The organism is Acidovorax sp. GW458-11-26-14-TSB4 (assembly GCF_059423865.1).
Genome location: NZ_JBWKYR010000010.1, coordinates 84,214 through 104,513 on the forward strand (window position 1 = coordinate 84,214; position 20,300 = coordinate 104,513).

Below are 20,300 nucleotides of genomic sequence, written 5' to 3' on the forward strand. Positions count from 1 at the left end.
GGTCCTCCACCCTTGCCCAGGCCCGCCCATGAGGGTGGCCCTGGGTGTCAGCTACAACGGCCAGCCCTACAGCGGCTGGCAAAGCCAGCTCTCGGGCAACACCATCCAGGACAAGCTGGAAACGGCCCTGGAGCGCTTTGCCACGCACCCCGTGAGCACGCTGTGCGCCGGCCGCACGGATGCGGGGGTGCACGGCCTGATGCAGGTGGTTCACTTCGATACCCCGCTGAACCGCCCCGCGTCTTCCTGGGTACGCGGCACCAACACCTTCCTGCCGTCCGACATCGCCGTGCAATGGGCCCAGCCCGTGCCGGACAGCTTCCACTGCCGCTCCAGCGCCGTGGCGCGCCGCTACGCCTATGTGCTGCTGCAGTCACCCGTGCGCCCGAGCGTGGATGCCGGGCGCGTGGGCTGGGTCTACCATCCCCTGGACCATGCGGCCATGCGCCAGGCGGCCGACCACCTGCTGGGCGAGCACGACTTCACGTCCTTCCGCGCCTCGGCCTGCCAGGCCAAGTCACCGGTCAAGACACTCACGCGCATCGACATCCATCGAAGCGCACCGGGTGACCCCCACCCCCAACTCGGCTGGAGCCCGTGCTACTGGCGCTTCGAGTTCGAGGCGAATGCGTTCTTGCACCACATGATCCGCAACCTCATGGGCTGCCTGATCGCGATCGGCCGGGGTGACCACCCACCCGAGTGGATCCAGGAAGTGCTGCAGGCGCGCTCGCGCGACGCTGCGGCGCCCACCTTCTCGCCCGATGGCCTGTACTTCCAGGGACCGGTCTACGACGCCGCGTGGGGCCTGCCCCAGCGCACGGCTGCGTATGATTGGCTCCCATGAGCCCGAACATCCCCTCCTCCCGCACCCCGTTCCCTGCCAGCCGCACCCGCATCAAGATCTGCGGACTGACCCGCGAGCAGGACGTGGATGCCGCCGTGGCCGCTGGGGCCGATGCCGTCGGCTTTGTGCTCTATGCCAAGAGCAGCGGGCGCGCAGTGACGGCCGAGCGCGCCGCCGAACTGGCGCGCCGCCTGCCGCCCTTTGTCACGCCGGTGCTGCTGTTCGTGAACGCCAGCGCACAAGAGGTGATGGCTGCCACCGCGCTGATCGCCGGCGCCACCGTGCAGTTCCATGGAGACGAGACGCCGCAGGACTGCCTGGATGCCACCGGCGGCGGCGCCCGCCCCTGGCTGCGGGCGGCCCGGATACCCCTGGGCCCGGATGCGGCACAATTCGATCTCGTAAAATACGCACACGATTTTTCAAACGCCCAGGCCATCCTGCTCGACGCCCATGTCGAGGGGTACGGCGGCGGCGGCAAGGCATTCAATTGGTCACTCCTTCCACCAAGCGTCGGCTCTCACCTCGTTTTGTCTGGTGGACTCACGCCTGCAAACGTGACCGATGGCATTTTGCAAGTGCGCCCGCGTTGCACCACGCTGGCGGTTGATGTCAGTTCCGGCGTCGAGCCCCTGGGGCCCGATGGCAAGCCCCTGCGGGGCACCAAGGACGCCGACAAGATCCAACGCTTCGTAGCCGCCGTGCGCGCGGCCGATGCACAACTTGCAAAGAACCCCCATGAATTCCTATCAGCAACCTGATCCCTCGGGCCATTTCGGCTCCTATGGCGGCAGCTTCGTCAGCGAAACTCTGACCCACGCGATCAACGAACTGCGCGAGGCCTACGCCCGCTACCAGAACGACCCCGAGTTCCTGGCCGAATTCGAGTACGAGCTCAAGCACTTCGTGGGCCGCCCCTCGCCCGTGTACCACGCAGCCCGCACCAGCCGCGAGCTCGGCGGCGCGCAGATCTACTTGAAGCGCGAGGACCTCAACCACACCGGCGCGCACAAGATCAACAACGTGATCGGCCAGGCCATGCTGGCGCGCCGCATGGGCAAGCCGCGCATCATTGCAGAGACCGGCGCCGGTCAGCACGGCGTGGCCACGGCCACGATCTGTGCGCGCTATGGCCTGGAATGCGTGGTCTACATGGGCTCGGAGGACGTCAAGCGCCAGAGCCCCAATGTCTACCGCATGAAGCTGCTGGGCGCCACCGTGGTGCCCGTGGAGTCGGGCAGCAAAACCCTGAAGGACGCGCTCAACGAGGCCATGCGCGACTGGGTGGCCAATGTGGACAACACCTTCTACATCATCGGCACGGTGGCCGGCCCGCACCCCTATCCGATGATGGTGCGCGACTTCCAGAGCGTGATCGGCAACGAGTGCCTGGAACAGATGCCCGCACTGCTGGTGGAGCAGAAGGTGCCCGCCGAACAGCCCGATGCCGTGGTCGCCTGCGTGGGCGGCGGCAGCAATGCCATGGGCATCTTCCACCCCTACATCCCGTTCGAGAAAACGCGCCTGATCGGCGTGGAGGCGGCCGGCGAGGGCCTCGATAGCGGCAAGCACTCGGCCTCGCTGCAGCGTGGCAGCTCGGGTGTGCTGCATGGCAACCGCACCTTCATCCTGCAGGACGCCAATGGCCAGATCACCGAGACGCACAGCATCAGCGCGGGCCTCGATTACCCCGGCGTGGGCCCCGAGCACGCCTGGTTGCAGGAGATCGGCCGCGCCGAGTACGTCGGCATCACCGACAAGGAGGCCCTAGCGGCTTTCCACCACCTGTGCCGCGCCGAGGGCATCATCCCCGCGCTCGAATCGAGCCACGCCGTGGCCTATGCCATGAAGCTCGCCCAAACCATGCGCCCGGACCAGTCCATCCTGGTCAACCTCTCGGGCCGGGGCGACAAGGACATCGGCACCGTGGCCGACCTGTCGGGCGAGGATTTCTATGACCGCCCTTCCATGCGCGGACTGACCGTCAAAGGCGCGGAGACCAAGGCATGAACCGCATCAGCACCACTTTCGACCAGTTGAAGGCGCAGGGCCGCAAAGCCCTTGTGCCCTACGTCACCGCCGGTTTCCCGTTCGCCGACATCACCCCGGCCCTCATGCACGGCATGGTGGAAGCAGGCGCCGACGTGATCGAGCTGGGCGTGCCCTTCTCCGACCCCATGGCCGACGGCCCGGTGATCCAGAAGGCGGGCGAGAAGGCCCTGGCCCTCGGCATCGGCATGGCCCAGGTGCTCGACCATGTGCGCGACTTCCGCAAGCGCAACACCACCACCCCGGTGGTGCTCATGGGCTATGCCAACCCGGTGGAGCGCTATGACCAGGTGCACGGCGCCGGCGCCTTCGTGCGCGATGCGGCCGCGGCCGGCGTGGACGGCGTGCTCGTGGTCGACTACCCGCCCGAGGAATGCGAGGCCTTTGCCGCCAGCCTGCGCGCGCACGGCATGGACCTGATCTTCCTGCTGGCCCCGACCAGCACCGATGAGCGCATGGCCCAGGTGGCGCGCGTGGCCAGCGGCTACGTGTACTACGTGTCGCTCAAGGGCGTGACCGGTTCGGGCGCGCTCGACACCTCGGCCGTGGAGCAGATGCTGCCGCGCATCCGCCAGCATGTGCAGATCCCCGTGGGCGTGGGCTTCGGCATCCGCGATGCGGCGACGGCACAGGCCATCGGCAAGGTGGCCGACGCCGTGGTGATCGGCACGCGCATCATCCAGCTGATCGAGGACCAGCCGCACGAGAAGGTGGTTGCGATCACGGTCGACTTCCTGCGCGGCATCCGCAAGGCACTCGACGCATAATGCAGCCCTGGCGCCCACCCACCGGTGGGCGCCCACTGCTGTTTTACACAGGGTTTTGCCATGCGCCAAGGCCCTGTCTTTGAAGAGGAAAGCACCATGTCCTGGCTCGAAAAACTCCTGCCCGCCAAAATCCAGCAAACCGACCCGACCGAGCGCCGCCAGGTGCCCGAAGGCCTGTGGATCAAGTGCCCGAGCTGCGAAACGGTGCTCTACAAGTCCGATCTGGAGCACAACCAGAACGTCTGCCCGCACTGCAGCCACCACCACCGCATCGGTGCGCGGGCACGCCTGGACGCCTTCCTGGACCCCGAAGGCCGCTACGAGATCGGCCAGGAAGTGCTGCCCGTGGACGCGCTGAAGTTCAAGGACAGCCGCAAGTACCCCGAGCGCCTCAAGGAAGCCCTGGAAAACACCGGCGAGACCGATGCCCTGATCGTGATGGGTGGCGCGGTCAAGAGCGTCAACGTGGTGGTCGCCTGCTTCGAGTTCGACTTCATGGGCGGCTCCATGGGCTCCGTGGTGGGCGAGCGCTTCGTGCGCGGCGTGGAAACCGCCATCGAGCAGAAGGTGCCCTTCATCTGCTTTACCGCCACGGGCGGTGCGCGCATGCAGGAAGGCCTGCTGTCGCTGATGCAGATGGCCAAGACCAATGCGGCGCTCACGCGCCTGGCCAAGAAGGGCCTGCCCTACATCAGCGTGCTGACCGACCCGACCATGGGCGGCGTGAGCGCCGGCTTCGCCTTCGTGGGTGATATCGTGATCGCCGAACCCAAGGCCTTGATCGGCTTTGCCGGCCCGCGCGTGATCGAGTCCACCGTGCGCGTGACCCTGCCCGAAGGCTTCCAGCGTGCCGAATTCCTGCAGACCAAGGGCGCGGTCGACTTCATCTGCGACCGCCGCGAGCTGCGCAACACCGTGGCCAGCAGCCTGGCCATGCTGCAGCGCCTGCCGGCCGACGCCGTACTCTGAACGAACGCTGGCCCATCCAAAAAAGCGCCTGTCTCCGACAGGCGCTTTTGTTTGGGGCCCGGTGTTTCAGCGCATGACACCGGCCTGCAGGTGACCCAGCACGATCATCACCACCTGCAGCAGCACCAGCACCACCAGCGGCGACAGATCTATCCCACCGAGCAACGGAATCACTTTCTGGAACGGCCGCAGCACAGGGGCACACAGCCGCCACACCACGTCGGACAGCGGGGAACGGGCCGCAATCCAGGACATCACGGCATGCACGATGAGCAGGCCCATGAGCCCCGACACCGCCACCTTGGCCAGGCCGAACAGCACCAGCCAGGGCAGCCAAGCCCAGGCGGCCGCCGCGCCGATGAGCACCAGCAGCAGCACATACTGCAGCACCTGGAACAGGAGGGCCGCCACCAGGCTCGACAGGTCCCATTTGCCTACGGGCGGGATCAGCTTGCGCAGCGGCAGGATGAGCCAGTCCGTGAGCGCAAAGACCAGCCCGCCAATGGGGTTGCCAAACGGCACGCGCTGCCATTGCATGTACAGGCGCAACAGGCAGGCCCCCGTGAGCAGGCCACCGACGACATCAAGCAGGAACGAAGCGATCTGGAAGAACATGGGAGGGGCAAAAAGGAAAGCGGGCGGTGCGAAAGCAGCCCGCGCCATGGGATGATAGCGGGCCAAGGTCTTCTCCCATGACTCAACCCCTCTCCCTGTCGTCCCTGCCGCTGTTTCCGCTGGGCTCCATCCTCTTTCCCGAAGGCCTGCTGGCGCTGCGCGTGTTCGAGGTGCGCTACCTGGACATGGTGCGCAAATGCCACCAGATGGGCGCGCCCTTCGGCGTGGTGTCGCTCACCCAGGGCCACGAAGTGCGCCAGGCGGGAGCCCCCGAGGAACAGTTCAGCGAAATCGGCACCCTGGCCGTGATCGAGCAACTGGACACGCCGCAGCCCGGGCTCATCACCCTGCAGTGCCGCGGCAGCCAGCGTTTTCGCATCGTGCAACGCAGCCACCTGGTTCACGGGCTGTGGATAGCCGACGTGGATCACCTTGCCCCCGACATGCCGGTGCCCGTGCCCGACGACCTGAAGAAGGCCTCGCAGGCCCTGGCCCAGGTACTCACCACCTTGCAGCAGCGCGACCCCGACAGCCCCACAGCCCTGGTACCCACGGCGGCCCAGCTCGACGACTGCGGCTGGGTGGCCAACCGCTGGTGCGAGCTGCTGCCGGTGCCGCTGGAGCTCAAGCAGCGGCTGATGGAACTCGACAACCCCCTGGTGCGCCTGGAACTCGTGGGCGACGTGCTTGAGCGCACGGGCATCGCGCAGTGAGCGCCCTGCCGAAGGTGGGGCTTACGTGCTGAACAACGTCCTGGAGTGGCCCCGCCCGGTCAAGCGGCTGGTGGTGGTGGCGCTGGACATCGCCATGGGCCTGTTCGCCATGTGGCTGGCCTTCACGCTGCGCCTGGATGTCCTGCACTGGCCCGACGAAGGCATGCAGTGGCTGGCCTACGTGCTGGCGCCGGCCCTGGCCTTCCCGATCTTCGTGAACCTGGGGCTGTACCGCGCCATCTTCCGTTACACCGGCATCACGGCGCTCATCACCACGGGCAAGGCAGTGGCCATCTATGGCGCGCTGCTGTTCGCCATCCTGATGCTGGGGAAGTGGACGGGCATCCCGCGCAGCGTGGGCATCCTGCAGCCGGTGATCTTTCTGCTGCTGGTGGGCGCCAGCCGCTCGCTGGGCTGGCTGTGGCTGGCAGGGCAGAACACCAAGGCCCCGCACCGCCTGCTCATCTATGGCGCCGGCTCGGCGGGCGCCCAGACGGCGGCCGGCCTGGTGAGCGCACGCAACTATGTGCTCGAGGCCTTTGCCGACGACGACCGGGCCAAGGTGGGCCGCAGCATCAACGGCGTGCGCGTGTATGCCCCGATCGCGCTGGCCGAGGTGGTCCGGCGCCTGCGTATCACCGACGTGCTGCTGGCGCTGCCCAGCGTGTCGCGCCAGCGCCGCAACCAGATCATCCAGAACCTGCGCGACCTGCCGGTGCGCATACGCACCATCCCGGGCCTCACGGACCTGGCCAGCGGCCGTGTCACGGTGACCGATTTCCAGGACCTGGACCTCGAAGATCTGCTGGGCCGCGACCCCGTGGCCCCCGACCCTGCGCTGCTGGGCCGCCACATCCGCGGCCAGGTGGTGATGGTCACGGGCGCGGGCGGCAGCATCGGCAGCGAGTTGTGCCGCCAGATCACACGCCAGGGCGCAGCGCGCCTGCTGCTGGTGGACCACAGCGAGTTCGCGCTCTACAGCATCCACCAGGAGCTGCAGTCCATCGTGCAACAAGAGGCCCTGGCCTGCGAGCTGGTGCCGCTGCTGACCAGCGTGGCCCATGCGCAGCACATGCTGGACCTGTGCCGGGCACAGCGTCCCCGCACCATCTACCACGCGGCGGCCTACAAGCACGTGCCCATGGTGGAGGCCAATGCGGGCGAAGGCATCCGCAACAATGCCTTCGGCACCCTGCACATGGTGCGCGCCGCCATCGCGGGCGGCGTGGAGAACTTCGTCCTCGTCTCCACCGACAAGGCCGTGCGCCCCACGAATGTGATGGGCGCGAGCAAGCGCGTGGCCGAACTGGTGCTGCAGGCCGTGGCATCGTGCGCAAGCCAGCCCGGAGCGGTGCAGACCCGCTTTTCCATGGTGCGCTTTGGCAATGTGCTGGGCTCCAGCGGCAGCGTGATCCCGCTGTTCCGCGCCCAGATCGCTGCTGGCGGTCCCATCACGGTGACGCACCCGGAGGTGATGCGCTATTTCATGACCATCCCGGAGGCCGCGCAACTGGTGCTGCAGGCCGGCGCCATGGCCCAGGGCGGCGAGGTCTTCGTGCTCGACATGGGCGAGCCCATCCCCATCCTGGACCTGGCCCAGCGCATGGTTGCGCTGTCGGGCCTGAGCGTGAAGGCCCCGGACCATCCCGAGGGGGACATCGAGATCGTCTTTACCGGCCTGCGCCCCGGAGAAAAACTCTACGAGGAGCTGCTGATCGGCGATGGCGCACAGCCCACGGCGCACCCGCGCATCCTGCGCGCCCATGAGGAGTACCTCGCCTGGGACGTGCTGCAAGGCCGGCTGCAGGCCCTGGAGCAGGCCATCCACCAGGGCGACATCGCGACCATGATGTCCTTGCTGCACGAGCTGGTGCCAGGGTTCCACCAGGAGCCCCAGGCCCTGCCATGAGCGCCAGGCTGCTGAGCGCCACGGCCACCCTGCTGACCGGCAGCGTGGTGGCCCATGCGCTGCCCCTGCTGCTGGGTCCGGCGCTGACGCGCCTGTACACGCCAGCCGAATTCGGCCAGTTTGCCCTGCTGTGGGCCATTGCCACCAACCTGGCCGTGGTCGGCTGCGCGCGCTACGAATTCGCGCTGCCGCTGGAAAAGGACGACGCCGATGCTGCCGAACTCATGGCCCTGTGTGCCCGCGTGCTGCTGGCGGTCACGGCCTGCGCCGTGGTGGCAGGCAGCGTGGTCGCGGCTGTGCAGGACATGCCGCTGGCCTGGGCACTGCCGCTGGCCGTGCTGTCCATCGCGGCAACGCAGTGGCTCACGCTGTGGGCCACGCGCTCGCAGCGCTTTGGCCTGTTGTCCCTGGCGCGGCTGGTACAGCACGGCGGCGGCGCGGTTCTGCAACTGGCGCTGGGCCTGCTCAAGATCGGCGCGACGGGCCTGCTGGCCGGTGCCGTGGCGGCGGGGCTGGTGGCCGCCGCCGCCCTGGCACGGCCGGCACCTGCCGGGGGCTGGGCGGTGCTGTGGCGCGCTCCCTTTGCATCGCTGCGGTCCATGGCTGCGAAGCACCGGGACTTCCCACTGCTCAACACACCGCATGCCTTCATGGGGGCGCTGCAGGACACGCTGACGCTGGTGGCGGTGGCGGCCTGGGCAGGCGGTGCAGCGGCCGGCCTGTGGGCCCTGTCGCTGCGCTACCTCAAGGCACCGGCCACCCTGCTGGGCGGTGCGCTGTCGCAGGCGCTGTACCCACAGTTGCTGCAGGCCCGCACTGCAGGCGAGGCCCGCGCCCTGGTGCGCAAGAGCATGCTGGCGCTGGCCGCCATCGCCCTGCCGATGATGGCGGTGCTCATGCTCTGGGGGCCCTTGCTGTTCACCACCGCGTTCGGCCCGCAGTGGAGCGAGGCCGGTCCGCTGGTGCGCGCCATTGCCCCCTATATCGCCCTGCACTTCATCGCCTCGCCGCTGTCGGTGACCACGCTGGCCTGGCGTGCGCAGGGCTGGGCCCTGCGGCTCGCGCTGGTGGGACAATTGGCCTTCTTTGCCGGGCTGCTGGCCGGCCTGGCCCTGGGGGGCCTGGAAGGTGCAGCCTGGGGCATTTCGGCTTCCATGCTGCCTTACTTCGCCTACTACTTTCTCACCCTTGCCCAGTGGAAAAACATCCCCGATGAAAGCCTGGCTTAACCGCGTGCGGCGCAAGCTCTGGCGGGCGCTGCTGTTCCGCATGGTGTTTGGCGAGCGTGCGCCCGGCGGTACGCTGCTGGCGCACACACGCATCGCACCCAGCACTTGCATCGAAGGCGAGCAAGGCCTTGTGCTGGCCGACCATGTGTTCATCGGGCAGTTCAATTTTCTCGACGCTACTGCGGGCCTTCACATCGGCGAAGGCGTGCAGATCACCAATTTCGTGAGCATCGTCACGCACAGCTCGCACCGCTCCATCCGGCTGTTGGGGCGCGGCTATGCCACCCACACGGGCAACGAGGTGCCCGGCTACGTGAAGGGCGCTGTGCACATCGGCGCCTATACCTTCGTCGGGCCGCACAGCCTGATCGAGGCCGGCACGCGCATCGGCCGCGGCGCGCTGGTCTGCGCCTATTCGCAGGTGCGCGGCGAGGTGCCCGACTTCGCCATCATGGCCGGTGCCCCGGCGCGCCAGGTGGGCGACGTGCGCACGGCCGATGCGGCCCTGCTGGCGCAGTACCCCGAATGGGCCGAGCACTACCGTGCCTGGGCGGGCGATCTGCCGCAATCGACGGAGGCCGGTGCCCATGGCTGAGGTACCGAAACACCTGTGCCTGCTGGGCGACGCCACCAGCCCGCACATCCAGCGCTGGGCGGCGGAGATGCGTGCGCGCGGCTACCGCGTGTCGCTGGTCACGGCGCGCCCGGCTCCCGTCGAGGGCGTGGAGCAGAAGGTGCTGGCGCCCGTGCGCCGCTCGACCGACTGGCTGCTGCGCGCGGGGCAGGCCCGGCGCTATGTGCAGGCCCTGGCGCCCGACATCGTGCATGCGCACTACACCACCTCGTACGGCTACCTGGGCGCGCGCTGCGGGCGCCACCCGCTGGTGATGACGGCCTGGGGCAGCGACCTGCTGGTGACGCCGCACCAAAGCGCGCTGATGCGCTGGCTCACGGGCTGGACCCTGCGCCGCGCCGACCTCATCACCGGGGATTCGCAAAGCCTGCTGGATGCCGCACGCAGCTACGGCCCCGCCTGCCCCGTGCAGGAGATCCACTGGGGCGTGGACCTCGCGCGCTTCGCGCCCGCCCCCTGGGCCGGCAAGACCGGCCTGCAGATCGTGAGCCTGCGGTCGTGGGAGCCCAACTACAACATCGACACCATCGTGGAGGCCGTGGCCACCCTGGCGGCACGCCAGCCCGAGGCGGGCGTGCAGTTGCACCTGCTGGGTGGCGGCTCGATGGAGGCGGCGCTGCGCGCGCTGGTAGCCGCTCGCGGCCTGCAGCAGCGCGTGCTGTTCCACGGCCGCCTGGACGACGCGGGCATGGCACGGGTGCTGGCACAGTGCAAGCTCTCGGTCTCGGTACCCACGAGCGATGCGACCTCGGTCTCGGTGCTCGAAAGCATGGCCTGCGGCCTCACGGTAGTGGCCAGCGACCTGGACGCCAACCGCGCCTGGCTCGATGCCAGCGTACTGGTACCCCCGCGCGATGCGGCCGCGCTGGCGCGCTGCCTGGAGGCACTGGCCACGGACGATGCGCGCATGCAGCGCCATGGACAGGAAAATGTGCGGCGGATCGCGCGCGATGGTGACCGCGCCGTGCAGATGGACACAATGGACCGACTTTACCGAGAACGGATGGGCACCCCATGAACGTGCCCCAGGACATCCCGGCACAGGACCTGCGCTGGGTCAGCGTGATCGCGCCCTGCCGCAACGAGGCAGCGCACATTGCCGCCTTCTGCGACAGTGCGCTGGCGCAGGTGCTGCCTGCGGGTTGGCAGATGGAAGTGCTGGTGGCCGATGGCTGCAGCGACGACGGCACGCGCGAGCTGCTGGTTGCGCGCAGCACAGCGGACACTCGGCTGCAGTGGGTGGACAACCCGGGGCGCATCGTCTCCACCGGGCTCAATGCCTGCATCGCCCGCGCGCGCGGCGAGGTCATCGTGCGGCTGGATATCCACACCCGCTTTGCGCCCGACTACGTGGCGCGCTGTATCGAAACGCTGGCACGCACTGGCGCCGACAACGTGGGCGGCCCCTGGGTGGCCGAGGGCACGGGGCCCATGGGCTGCGCCGTGGCGGCCGCCTTCCAATGCCGCTGGGTGGTGGGCGGTGCACGTTCGCGCGACACCAGGTACGACGGCGAAGTGGACACGGTCTACCTGGGCTGCTGGCCGCGCGCCGTGTTCGAGCGCATCGGTGGATTCGACGAGGCCCTGGTGCGCAACCAGGACGACGAGCACAACCTGCGCCTGCGCCTGGCGGGCGGACGCATCTGGCAGAGCCCGCAGATCCACTCGCTCTACCACCCGCGCAACTCGCTGCGCCATTTGTTCGCGCAGCAGCGGCAGTACGGCTACTGGCGCCCCTTCGTGATGCGCAAGCACGGGCAGCCCGGTTCGGTGCGCCAGCTGGTTCCTGCGGCCTTCGTCGCGGCGCTCGCGCTGTTCGCGCTGTGCACGCCCTGGACGGTGCTGCCGCTGGCGGCGCTGGTGGCGGTCTATGCCGCCTATGTGGGCTGGGCATCCGTCTCGGCCGCGCACGGTGCGGGCCAGTGGGGCCTGCTGGTGCGCCTGCCGGTGGTGATTGCCGCCTACCATCTGGCCTATGGCCTGGGCACCTGGCGTGGCCTGTGGGACGTGCTGCGCGCGCGCGCACCGGACAGCCAATTCGCCCGGATCACGCGATGAGCCATGGCACCGAACCCCAGGCGGTGCAGGCGCGCTACGCGCGCCGCGATGGCGCGCAGGATGCCCTGCGCTACCAGCTGATGGCCAGCCCGTCGGCCTTGCAGGCGCAGCAGGAGCGCCTGCGCGCCCTGGTGACATTGTGGAACGCCCATGGCTGGAGCAGCCTGGCGGACCTGGCCATCACCGAAGTGGGCTGCGGCACGGGCGGCAACCTGCAGGACCTGCTGCGCCTGGGTGCCAGCCCCGCACGCCTGCAGGGGCTGGAACTGATCGCCGAGCGTGCCGTGCAGGCGCGTGACGCGCTGCCCGCTGCCGTGCGCATTGTGGAGGGCGATGCCACGCTGGCGCCGGTAGCTGAAGGTAGCCAGCAGGCGGTGCTGGCCTTCACCCTGTTCAGCTCGCTGCTGGACCCGGCCTTCCGGCGCCACATGGCAGAGACCCTGTGGCGCTGGGCGGCACCGGGCGGCGGCGTGCTGGTCTACGACTTCGTGGTAGACAATCCCAACAACCCGGATGTGCGTGGCATACCGCTGGCTGAACTGCACCAGCTGTTTCCCCAGGCGCAGGTGCAGTCGCGGCGGATCACGCTGGCGCCCCCGCTGGCGCGCCGCCTGCCTGCCGCCTGCCTCGCGCCGGCATCCGCGCTGCTGTACCCGCTGCGCACCCACCGCCTGACCTGGCTGTCCAAGCCGCACTGAATCTCGCTCCATGAAAATCACCGTCATCGGCACCGGCTATGTGGGCCTTGTCACCGGGGCCTGTCTCTCGGAGATGGGCAACCACGTGGTGTGCCTGGACCTGGATGTGCGCCGCATCGCCTCGCTGAACCAGGGGCACATGCCCATCCATGAGCCCGGCCTGCTCGACGTGGTGCTGCGCAATGCGCGCGCCGGCCGCCTGGAGTTCACCACCGACACCGACCATGCCGTGGCGCATGGCCTGCTGCAGTTCATCTCCGTGGGCACGCCGCCGAACGAAGATGGTTCGGCTGATCTGCAGCATGTGCTGGCTGCCGCGCGATCAATTGCCGAGCGCATGGCGGGCTACAAGCTCATCGTCAACAAGAGCACGGTGCCCGTGGGCACGGCCGACCGGGTGCGCGATACGGTGGCCGGCGTGCTGGCAGAGCGCAGCCTGCCGGCGGACTTCGCCGTGGTGTCCAACCCCGAGTTCCTCAAGGAAGGCAGCGCGGTGCAGGACTTCATGCGGCCGGACCGTGTGATCGTAGGCAGCGACAACGAGCGTGCCACCGAGCTCATGCGCACCGTGTACGCGCCCTTCATGCGCAACCGCGACCGGCTGGTGGTGATGGATGTGCGCAGCGCCGAGTTCACCAAGTACGCGGCCAATGCCATGCTGGCCACGCGCATCAGCTTCATGAACGAGCTGGCGCTGCTGGCCGAGAAGCTGGGCGCCGACATCGAGAACGTGCGAACGGGCATCGGCATGGACCCGCGCATCGGCACGCATTTCCTGTACGCGGGCACAGGCTATGGCGGGTCGTGCTTTCCCAAGGACGTGCGCGCGCTCATCAAGACCGCGCAGGACGCGGGGCAGGAGTTCCATATCCTGCCCGCCGTGCAGGCCGTGAACGAGCGCCAGAAGCAGGTGCTGACCGGCAAGATCACCGCGCGCTTCGGCCCCGACCTCACGGGCCGGCGCTTCGCCCTGTGGGGCCTGGCCTTCAAGCCCGGCACCGACGACATGCGCGAGGCGCCGAGCCTGGCCATCATCGATCGGCTGCTGGCCCTGGGCGCCGATGTGGTGGCCTACGACCCGCAGGCCATGGACCAGGCGCGCCTGGCGCTAGGCCGGCGCGCCGGCCTGTCCTTCGTGGAGCAGGCCGACGCGGCGCTGGTGGGGGCGGACGCGCTCGTCATCGCCACCGAGTGGAAGGAGTTCCGCAGCCCGGACTTTGCCCACCTGGCCGCCACGCTGCGTGAACGCGTGGTGTTCGATGGCCGCAATCTTTTCGAGCCCGCCGAGCTGCACGCCGCAGGGCTGCAATACCACGCCATAGGCCGTGGCGCAGCCCCGTCCACCCCTTTGCCGCCTGACCATGCCGAACGCTGACACCGCCGCCCTGCCCTTTCTGCCCTTCGCGCGCCCCGACATCGGCGATGCCGAAGTGAGCGCCGTCGCCGAAGCCATGCGCTCGGGCTGGGTCACCACGGGACCCCAGACCAAGTCCTTCGAGCAAGCCTTCACCGACTACTTGGGCGGCGGCGTGGACAGCCTGGCCGTGAACTCGGCCACCGCCGGCCTGCACCTGGCCCTGGAAGCCCTGGGCATCGGCCCGGGCGACGAAGTGATCGCACCCACGCTGACCTTTACGGCCACGACCGAGGTGGTGCGCTACCTGGGCGCCGACCCGGTGCTGGTGGACGTGGACCCGGTGACGCTGAACATGGACCCGGCCCGGGTGCGCGCTGCGATCACGCCGCGCACCAAGGCCATCATGCCAGTGCACTACGGCGGCCTGGCCTGCGACATGGATGCCATCCTGGTCATTGCGAAGGAGCACGGGCTCAAGGTGGTGGAAGACGCCGCACACGCCCTGCCCACGACCTGGAAGGGCACGCTGGTGGGGCAGTTGGCGTCCGACGTGACGGTGTTCAGCTTCTATGCCAACAAGACCATCACCACGGGCGAAGGCGGCATGGCCGTGACGCGCGACCCGGAGCTGGCCAAGCGCATGCGCGTGATGCGCCTGCATGGCATGAACCGCGATGCCTTCGACCGCTTCACCTCGAAGACACCGGCCTGGTACTACGAGGTGGTGGCCCCGGGCTTCAAGTACAACATGACCGATGTGGCGGCCGCCATGGGCGTGCAGCAACTCGCGCGCCTGCCCGCCTTCGTGCAGCGGCGCCAGTACCTGGCGCAGCGCTACCACGCAGGCCTTAGAGACTTGCCGCTGGTGCTGCCGGCCGAAGCGCCTGCGGGCGACGTGCACGCCTGGCACTTGTACGTCATCCGCCTCGCAGAAGGCGCACGCCTGTCGCGCGATGCGCTGGTGCAGGGCCTGTCGGACAGGGGCATCGGCACCAGCGTGCACTATGTGCCGCTGCACCGCCACCCCTACTGGCGCGACCGTTATGCACTCACGCCCCAGATGTTCCCGCAAGCCGACGCGGCCTACCAGGCCATGGTGAGCATTCCCCTGTTCACGGCAATGAGCGATGCCGACCAGGACCGCGTGATCGCGGCCCTGCACCAGTTGCTCGGCTGATGCTCAAGCGCCTGCTGGACATCGTGGTTGCGGGCAGCGCCCTGCTGGTGCTGGGCCCGGCGCTGCTGGCCATTGCGCTGTGGGTGCGCTGCGATTCGGCGGGCGGCGCATTCTTCCGCCAGGAGCGGGTGGGCCGGCACGGGCGGCATTTCACGATCTACAAGTTCCGCACCATGCGCACCGGCGCGGACCGCTCGGGGCCGGCCATCACGGTGGGCGAGGATGCGCGCATCACGCGCGCGGGGCACTGGCTGCGCCACAGCAAGCTCGACGAGCTGCCGCAGCTGTTCAACGTGCTCGTGGGCGACATGAGCCTGGTGGGCCCGCGGCCCGAAGTACCGTACTACGTCGCGATGTACCCACCGGAGCTGCATGACCTGGTGCTGAGCGTGCGACCGGGCATCACGGACCTGGCCTCCATCGCCTTCCGCAACGAGAGCACGCTGCTCGCGCAGAGCGCCGACCCCGAGCGAACCTATGTGGAGGAGATCCTGCCCGCCAAACTGGACTATGCGGCCCGCTATGCGCAGAACCATGGACTCTGGCAGGACCTGGTGATCATCGCGCGCACGGTCGACGCCGTCCTGCGGCCGTCCCGGGCGCCCGGCAGAGGCGCCGGCCAGCCCCGCTGAAGCATTGAATACGCGGCTGCATGGGCAAAAACCGTGCAGCGTGCGCCAAGCCGATAAAATGGCAGGTTCGCCACCGTGGACCGCCACGGCAGCCCCCATACCACGACGCACACGCGCGCACCGCATTGACCGCACCTATGTCTGAACAGAACACCCCTCCAGTGCCCCAGGACGACAACAAGCTCATGGCCGAACGCCGTGAGAAGCTCCGCGCCTTGCGCGAAGTTCAGGCCCAGGGCGGCGGCGTGGCCTTCCCCAACAACTTCAAGCCGGCCAACAAGGCGGCCGAGCTGCACGCCACTTTTGGCGCCGTGGACGCCGAGGCCCTGGAAGCCAGCCCCGCAACGGTGAGCGTGGCCGGCCGCATGATGCTCAAGCGCGTGATGGGCAAGGCCAGCTTCGCCACGGTGCAGGACGGCTCGCTGGGCGACACCGGCGGCCAGATCCAGCTGTACGTGACCCGCGATGCGCTGGGCGAGGAAGCCTACGCGGCTTTCAAGCACTGGGACCTGGGCGACATCGTGGGTGCCGAGGGCACGACCTTCAAGACCAAGACCGGCGAGCTTTCGATCAAGGTCACGCGCCTGCGCCTCTTGACCAAGAGCCTGCGCCCGCTGCCCGACAAGTTCCACGGCATGGCCGACCAGGAGCAGAAGTACCGCCAGCGCTATGTGGACCTGATCACCGACGAGCAGGCGCGCAAGCGCTTCATCGCGCGCAGCAAGGCCGTGAGCGGCCTGCGCGAGTTCATGGTGGAGCACGGCTTCCTCGAAGTCGAGACGCCCATGCTGCACCCGATCCCGGGCGGCGCCAATGCCAAGCCTTTTGTGACGCACCACAACGCGCTGGAGCAGGAGATGTACCTGCGCATCGCGCCGGAGCTGTACCTCAAGCGCCTGATCGTGGGCGGCTTCGAGCGCGTGTTCGAAATCAATCGCAGCTACCGCAATGAAGGTATCTCGGTGCGCCACAACCCCGAGTTCACCATGATGGAGTTCTATGCGGCGTACTGGAACTACCTGGATCTGATGGACTTCACCGAGACGCTGATCCGCGAGGTGGCGCTCAAGGCCACGGGCTCGCTGCAACTGAGCTACCAGGGCCGCGCCGTGGACCTGTCGCAGCCGTTCGCGCGCCTGACCATCCGCGAAGCGATCTTCCAGTACACCGAGGCCGGCGCCCATGTGGACGACGCCGCCTGGCTGACCAGCGCCTTGAAGAAGCTGGGCCTGAATGAAGAAAAGGACAAGCTGTCAACGCGCTCGCTGGCCAGCCTGCAGGTGCTGTACTTCGAGGAGACGGTGGAGGACAAGCTGTGGCTGCCCACCTTCATCATGGAGCACCCGACCGAGATCTCGCCGCTGGCGCGCGCCAACGACACCCGCCCCGAAGTGACCGAGCGCTTCGAGCTGTACATCACCGGGCGCGAGTTCGGCAATGGTTTCAGCGAGCTCAACGACGCCGAGGACCAGGCTGCGCGCTTCCATGCCCAGGTAGCGGCCAAGGACAGCGGTGACGACGAGGCCATGTTCTACGACCACGACTTCGTGCGCGCCCTGGAGTACGGCATGCCTCCCACGGGTGGCTGCGGTATCGGCATCGACCGCCTGATGATGCTATTGACCGATAGCCCCAGCATCCGCGACGTGATACTGTTCCCGGCACTGCGACGGGAATCCTGAGCGGCTGGCTGCTGCCCACCTCCTGAGCTTCGCACCAAGGAGTCACCGTGCCATTCACTCCCAGCAGCGCGCCCTACCCCGCCACGGCCAGCGGGTCCTCGTCCCGCAACCGCTTTTCAGTGCTGGTGGTAGAGGACCAGAATTCCGTGCGGGCGGCCCTCGTGGCCGAACTGCGCCAGGCTGGGATCGCGGAGATCTTCGAGGCCCCCGAGGGCACGGCGGCGCTGCACCTGTTCAAGGCGCAGCGTCCGGACCTGGTGCTGCTGGACATCAAGCTGCCCGGCAAGGACGGCTACTGGGTGGCGCAGCAGATGCGCGAGAGCGAAGCCGGCGACTGGACGCCCATCATCTTCCTGTCGGGTCTGGACAACGAGCTCGACGTGTGGCGCGGCATCGAGGTCGGGGGCGATGACTACCTGGTCAAGCCGGTCAGGCCCATCGTGCTGATGGCCAAGCTGCGCGCCATGCAGCGCCTCTTGGACATGCGCCGGCGGCTGGTGTCGGTGTCGGCCGAACTGCATGTGGCCAACCAGCGCCTCAATGAGATGGTGGAGGTGGACGCGCTCACGGGCCTGGTGAACCGCCGGGGCTTCGACCGCATGCTGCACAACGAGATCCTGTCGGCGCGGCGCGATGGCACACCGCTCACGCTGATGCTGTGCGACCTGGACCATTTCAAGCTGTTCAACGATGCCAGCGGCCATGTGCAGGGCGATGCCTGCCTCAAGGAAGTGGGCCGGCTGCTGCGCGAGGTGTGCGTGCGGCCGCGCGACGTGGCGTCGCGCTATGGCGGCGAGGAATTCGCGCTCATCCTGCCCAACACCCCGCGCTCCGGCGCCATGACCTTTGCGCGCGCCCTGGGCCAATTGCTCAAGGTGCGCGGCATTGCACACCCGGATTCGCCCCTGGGCGACGCGCTTACGCTCTCGGGCGGCATCACCACCTGCGTGCCCGACGACAGCACCAATGCCGAAAGCATGATCATGCGTGCCGACCAGGCCCTGTACGCCGCCAAGGCCCAGGGCCGCAACCGCTTCTTCAGCTTCGAGATGCAAATGGACACGGTGGAGCAGTTGCGCGGCTGATGGCGATTCTTTCTGTTCTGGAGCCTTGCGCTCTTCTCCCATGGCCACCACTGGTCTGCATGCTTTGAAGACATATCTGCCCACCTGGGTGCAGGACTGGCTGGAGGTGATCGTGCCCGGCCTGCAGATCCTGCTGATCATTTTCGTCGCCTGGATGCTGCAGCGCTTGCTGCGCCGCCTGGTCGCCCGTGCCGCCGCCCACTACCAACTGCCGGACGAGCTGCTGGTGCCCATCAAGGGCTTGATACGCTGGATCCTCGTGGCCAGCGCCTTCCTGCTGGTGCTGGAGCGCATGGGGGTGTCGGCCACGGTGCTGTGGACGGCGCTGACGGGCTTTGCCACGGTGGGCGCGGTGGCCTTCTTCGCGGCCTGGAGCGTGCTGTCCAACCTGTTTTGCGCACTGCTGATCTTCACGGTGCGGCCGTTTCGCGTGGGCGACTACATCGAGGTGCTGGACACGGCCGAGAAGCCCGGCGCCAAGGGCCGGGTGGTGGACATCAACCTGCTGTACACCACCCTGGAGGACCACCACCATGCGGGACCCGAAGGCACCTGGCTGCAAATACCCAATGCACTGATCTTTCAGCGCGTGGTGCGGCGCTGGCGGGGGCCGCCCCCCGCAGAGGCTGCGGCGCCTGCTCCGCCCGCAGTTGCCGCGGCGGTGCAGGAATCGCCCCTCACCACTACCGCTCCCTGACGGGGCGGCAGCGCCGAGCCATCAGGGCAGCAGATCGAGCGCCTGCAGGTAGGCTGGCTGGTACATGAGATCGTCCCAGGCCTGGGGGATGGTCTCAGGCAGCAGTGCAATTCGGCGTGACTCGCTGTCCGCACTGGGCTGCCAGCGGCCCTGGGCCAGGGCATCGGCCAGGCCGTCGAGCAATTCGTCCACCGCCTTGCCATCACCCACGCTCTGGTTGCACAGCAGCACCAGGTCACAACCGGCCTCCAAGGCTGCCAGCGCCCCCTTGGTGTAACTGACCAGTTGGCCGTCGAGCCGGCGTGCGCCTTCCATGCTCAGGTCGTCGCTGAAGATGGCGCCATCGAAGCGCATCTCGCGGCGCAGGATGTCCTGCAGCCAGCGCCTTGAAAATCCTGCCGGGCGGCTGTCCACCTTGGGGTAGATCACATGGGCCGGCATGACGCTGGTGAGCGTGCTGCTGAGCCAGGGGTACGGGGCAGCGTCGTCGGCCAGGATGGCCTTGAGGCTGCGCGTGTCCACCGGGACTTCGGTGTGCGAATCGGCCTTGACGAAACCATGGCCGGGAAAATGCTTGCCGCAGTTGGCCATGCCGGCCTGGAGCAGGCCGTGCATGAGGCCCTTGGCCAGCAGCGCCACGACGCGCGGGTCGCGGTGGAAGGCCCGGTCGCCGATCACGCCACTGCGCGAAGTGGCCACGTCCTGCCAGTCGAGGTCGAGCACCGGGGTGAACGAGAAATCCACGCCGCAGGCGCGCAGTTCGGCGCCCAGCACATAGCCCGCGGCTGTAGCCGCATTGGTGGCGCGCAGGGCACCGCTGCCGGGCATGGCCTTGGCGCCCTTGCCATCGTCCATCCACATCGCGCCCAAGGCGCGCATGGGCGGCAGGTGGGTGAAGCCATCGGTGCGAAAGCGCTGCACGCGACCACCTTCGTGGTCCACGCAGATCAGGAGGTCGTCGCGCACGGCCTTGATGGCGCTGGTCAGGCCCAGCAGCTGGGCCCGGTTTTCCCAGTTGCGGGCGAACAGAATGACGCCGCCGGTGAGCGGGTGGGCCAGGCGGCGGCGGTCATCGGCACTCAGGGAGGTGCCGGCCACATCGAGGATGACGGGTGCGTGTTCGGTCATGGGCGTGGGGAAATCAGAAAGAAGATGGGTTGCAGACGCGCAGGGTACGCATGC

General features: G+C 68.2%; 20 protein-coding genes. 18 read left to right on the forward strand and 2 right to left on the reverse strand.

Going from position 1 to position 20,300, the window contains the following annotated elements; translation table 11 throughout:
• The first annotated feature begins 28 nt into the window (after positions 1-28).
• The 5 genes from truA (at position 29) to accD (ending at position 4,632) form a co-directional block, all read left to right on the forward strand.
• Positions 29-847: a tRNA pseudouridine(38-40) synthase TruA gene (gene truA, locus AC07X5_RS20100; RefSeq protein ID WP_494771556.1), complete on the forward strand. Its 819-nt coding sequence runs from the start codon at positions 29-31 to the stop codon at positions 845-847.
• Complete coding sequence (locus AC07X5_RS20105; RefSeq protein ID WP_494771557.1) at positions 844-1,608, forward strand: phosphoribosylanthranilate isomerase; 765 nt, start codon at positions 844-846, stop codon at positions 1,606-1,608. The genes truA and AC07X5_RS20105 overlap by 4 nt, the downstream gene beginning before the upstream one ends.
• Positions 1,586-2,857: a tryptophan synthase subunit beta gene (gene trpB, locus AC07X5_RS20110; protein ID WP_409964383.1), complete on the forward strand. Its 1,272-nt coding sequence runs from the start codon at positions 1,586-1,588 to the stop codon at positions 2,855-2,857. The genes AC07X5_RS20105 and trpB overlap by 23 nt, the downstream gene beginning before the upstream one ends.
• Positions 2,854-3,663 (forward strand): tryptophan synthase subunit alpha, encoded by an 810-nt coding sequence (gene trpA, locus AC07X5_RS20115; RefSeq protein ID WP_494771558.1) that lies wholly within the window; start codon positions 2,854-2,856, stop codon positions 3,661-3,663. Before trpB ends, trpA begins: the two co-directional genes overlap by 4 nt.
• A gap of 96 nt (positions 3,664-3,759) precedes the next feature.
• Positions 3,760-4,632 (forward strand): acetyl-CoA carboxylase, carboxyltransferase subunit beta, encoded by an 873-nt coding sequence (accD, locus tag AC07X5_RS20120; RefSeq protein WP_184858185.1) that lies wholly within the window; start codon positions 3,760-3,762, stop codon positions 4,630-4,632.
• A 66-nt stretch (positions 4,633-4,698) separates the two neighbouring features.
• Here accD and AC07X5_RS20125 read toward each other — a convergent pair whose 3' ends face one another.
• Positions 4,699-5,247 carry a YggT family protein gene (locus tag AC07X5_RS20125; RefSeq protein WP_494771559.1) on the reverse strand — a complete coding sequence of 183 codons (549 nt, stop codon included), beginning with the start codon at positions 5,245-5,247 and terminating at the stop codon, positions 4,699-4,701.
• A gap of 77 nt (positions 5,248-5,324) precedes the next feature.
• Between AC07X5_RS20125 and AC07X5_RS20130 the strand changes: the two genes are divergently transcribed.
• From AC07X5_RS20130 to AC07X5_RS20190, 13 genes are all read left to right on the forward strand, one after another.
• Positions 5,325-5,960 carry an LON peptidase substrate-binding domain-containing protein gene (locus AC07X5_RS20130; protein ID WP_494771560.1) on the forward strand — a complete coding sequence of 212 codons (636 nt, stop codon included), beginning with the start codon at positions 5,325-5,327 and terminating at the stop codon, positions 5,958-5,960.
• 25 nt (positions 5,961-5,985) lie between these two features.
• Positions 5,986-7,869 carry a polysaccharide biosynthesis protein gene (locus AC07X5_RS20135; RefSeq protein WP_494771561.1) on the forward strand — a complete coding sequence of 628 codons (1,884 nt, stop codon included), beginning with the start codon at positions 5,986-5,988 and terminating at the stop codon, positions 7,867-7,869.
• Entirely contained in the window at positions 7,866-9,098 is a 1,233-nt protein-coding gene (locus tag AC07X5_RS20140; RefSeq protein WP_494771562.1) for a lipopolysaccharide biosynthesis protein, read from the forward strand. The genes AC07X5_RS20135 and AC07X5_RS20140 overlap by 4 nt, the downstream gene beginning before the upstream one ends.
• Positions 9,082-9,693 carry an acyltransferase gene (locus AC07X5_RS20145; RefSeq protein WP_494771563.1) on the forward strand — a complete coding sequence of 204 codons (612 nt, stop codon included), beginning with the start codon at positions 9,082-9,084 and terminating at the stop codon, positions 9,691-9,693. The genes AC07X5_RS20140 and AC07X5_RS20145 overlap by 17 nt, the downstream gene beginning before the upstream one ends.
• A complete protein-coding gene (locus AC07X5_RS20150; protein ID WP_494771564.1) occupies positions 9,686-10,750 on the forward strand; it encodes a glycosyltransferase family 4 protein in 1,065 nt (354 codons plus the stop codon). Before AC07X5_RS20145 ends, AC07X5_RS20150 begins: the two co-directional genes overlap by 8 nt.
• Positions 10,747-11,790, forward strand: coding sequence for a glycosyltransferase family 2 protein (locus AC07X5_RS20155; protein WP_494771565.1), 1,044 nt, complete (start codon positions 10,747-10,749; stop codon positions 11,788-11,790). The genes AC07X5_RS20150 and AC07X5_RS20155 overlap by 4 nt, the downstream gene beginning before the upstream one ends.
• Positions 11,787-12,488, forward strand: coding sequence for a class I SAM-dependent methyltransferase (locus AC07X5_RS20160; RefSeq protein ID WP_494771566.1), 702 nt, complete (start codon positions 11,787-11,789; stop codon positions 12,486-12,488). Before AC07X5_RS20155 ends, AC07X5_RS20160 begins: the two co-directional genes overlap by 4 nt.
• 10 nt (positions 12,489-12,498) lie before the next feature.
• Entirely contained in the window at positions 12,499-13,863 is a 1,365-nt protein-coding gene (locus tag AC07X5_RS20165; protein ID WP_494771567.1) for a UDP-glucose dehydrogenase family protein, read from the forward strand.
• Entirely contained in the window at positions 13,850-15,022 is a 1,173-nt protein-coding gene (locus AC07X5_RS20170) for a DegT/DnrJ/EryC1/StrS family aminotransferase (protein ID WP_494771568.1), read from the forward strand. Before AC07X5_RS20165 ends, AC07X5_RS20170 begins: the two co-directional genes overlap by 14 nt.
• Positions 15,022-15,654: a sugar transferase gene (locus AC07X5_RS20175; protein ID WP_409964370.1), complete on the forward strand. Its 633-nt coding sequence runs from the start codon at positions 15,022-15,024 to the stop codon at positions 15,652-15,654. Before AC07X5_RS20170 ends, AC07X5_RS20175 begins: the two co-directional genes overlap by 1 nt.
• 137 nt (positions 15,655-15,791) lie before the next feature.
• Positions 15,792-17,336: a lysine--tRNA ligase gene (lysS, locus tag AC07X5_RS20180; protein ID WP_409964369.1), complete on the forward strand. Its 1,545-nt coding sequence runs from the start codon at positions 15,792-15,794 to the stop codon at positions 17,334-17,336.
• Positions 17,337-17,383: 47 nt separating this feature from the next.
• Positions 17,384-18,421 (forward strand): GGDEF domain-containing response regulator, encoded by a 1,038-nt coding sequence (locus AC07X5_RS20185; RefSeq protein WP_409964368.1) that lies wholly within the window; start codon positions 17,384-17,386, stop codon positions 18,419-18,421.
• 40 nt (positions 18,422-18,461) lie between these two features.
• The gene (locus tag AC07X5_RS20190) at positions 18,462-19,118 is read left to right on the forward strand and encodes a mechanosensitive ion channel family protein (RefSeq protein WP_409964367.1); all 657 of its coding nucleotides are present in this window, start codon (positions 18,462-18,464) and stop codon (positions 19,116-19,118) included.
• A gap of 21 nt (positions 19,119-19,139) precedes the next feature.
• Here AC07X5_RS20190 and nagZ read toward each other — a convergent pair whose 3' ends face one another.
• On the reverse strand, positions 19,140-20,246 hold the full coding sequence (gene nagZ / locus AC07X5_RS20195; protein ID WP_494771569.1) for a beta-N-acetylhexosaminidase: 1,107 nt from the start codon (positions 20,244-20,246) through the stop codon (positions 19,140-19,142).
• Positions 20,247-20,300: the final 54 nt, after the last annotated feature.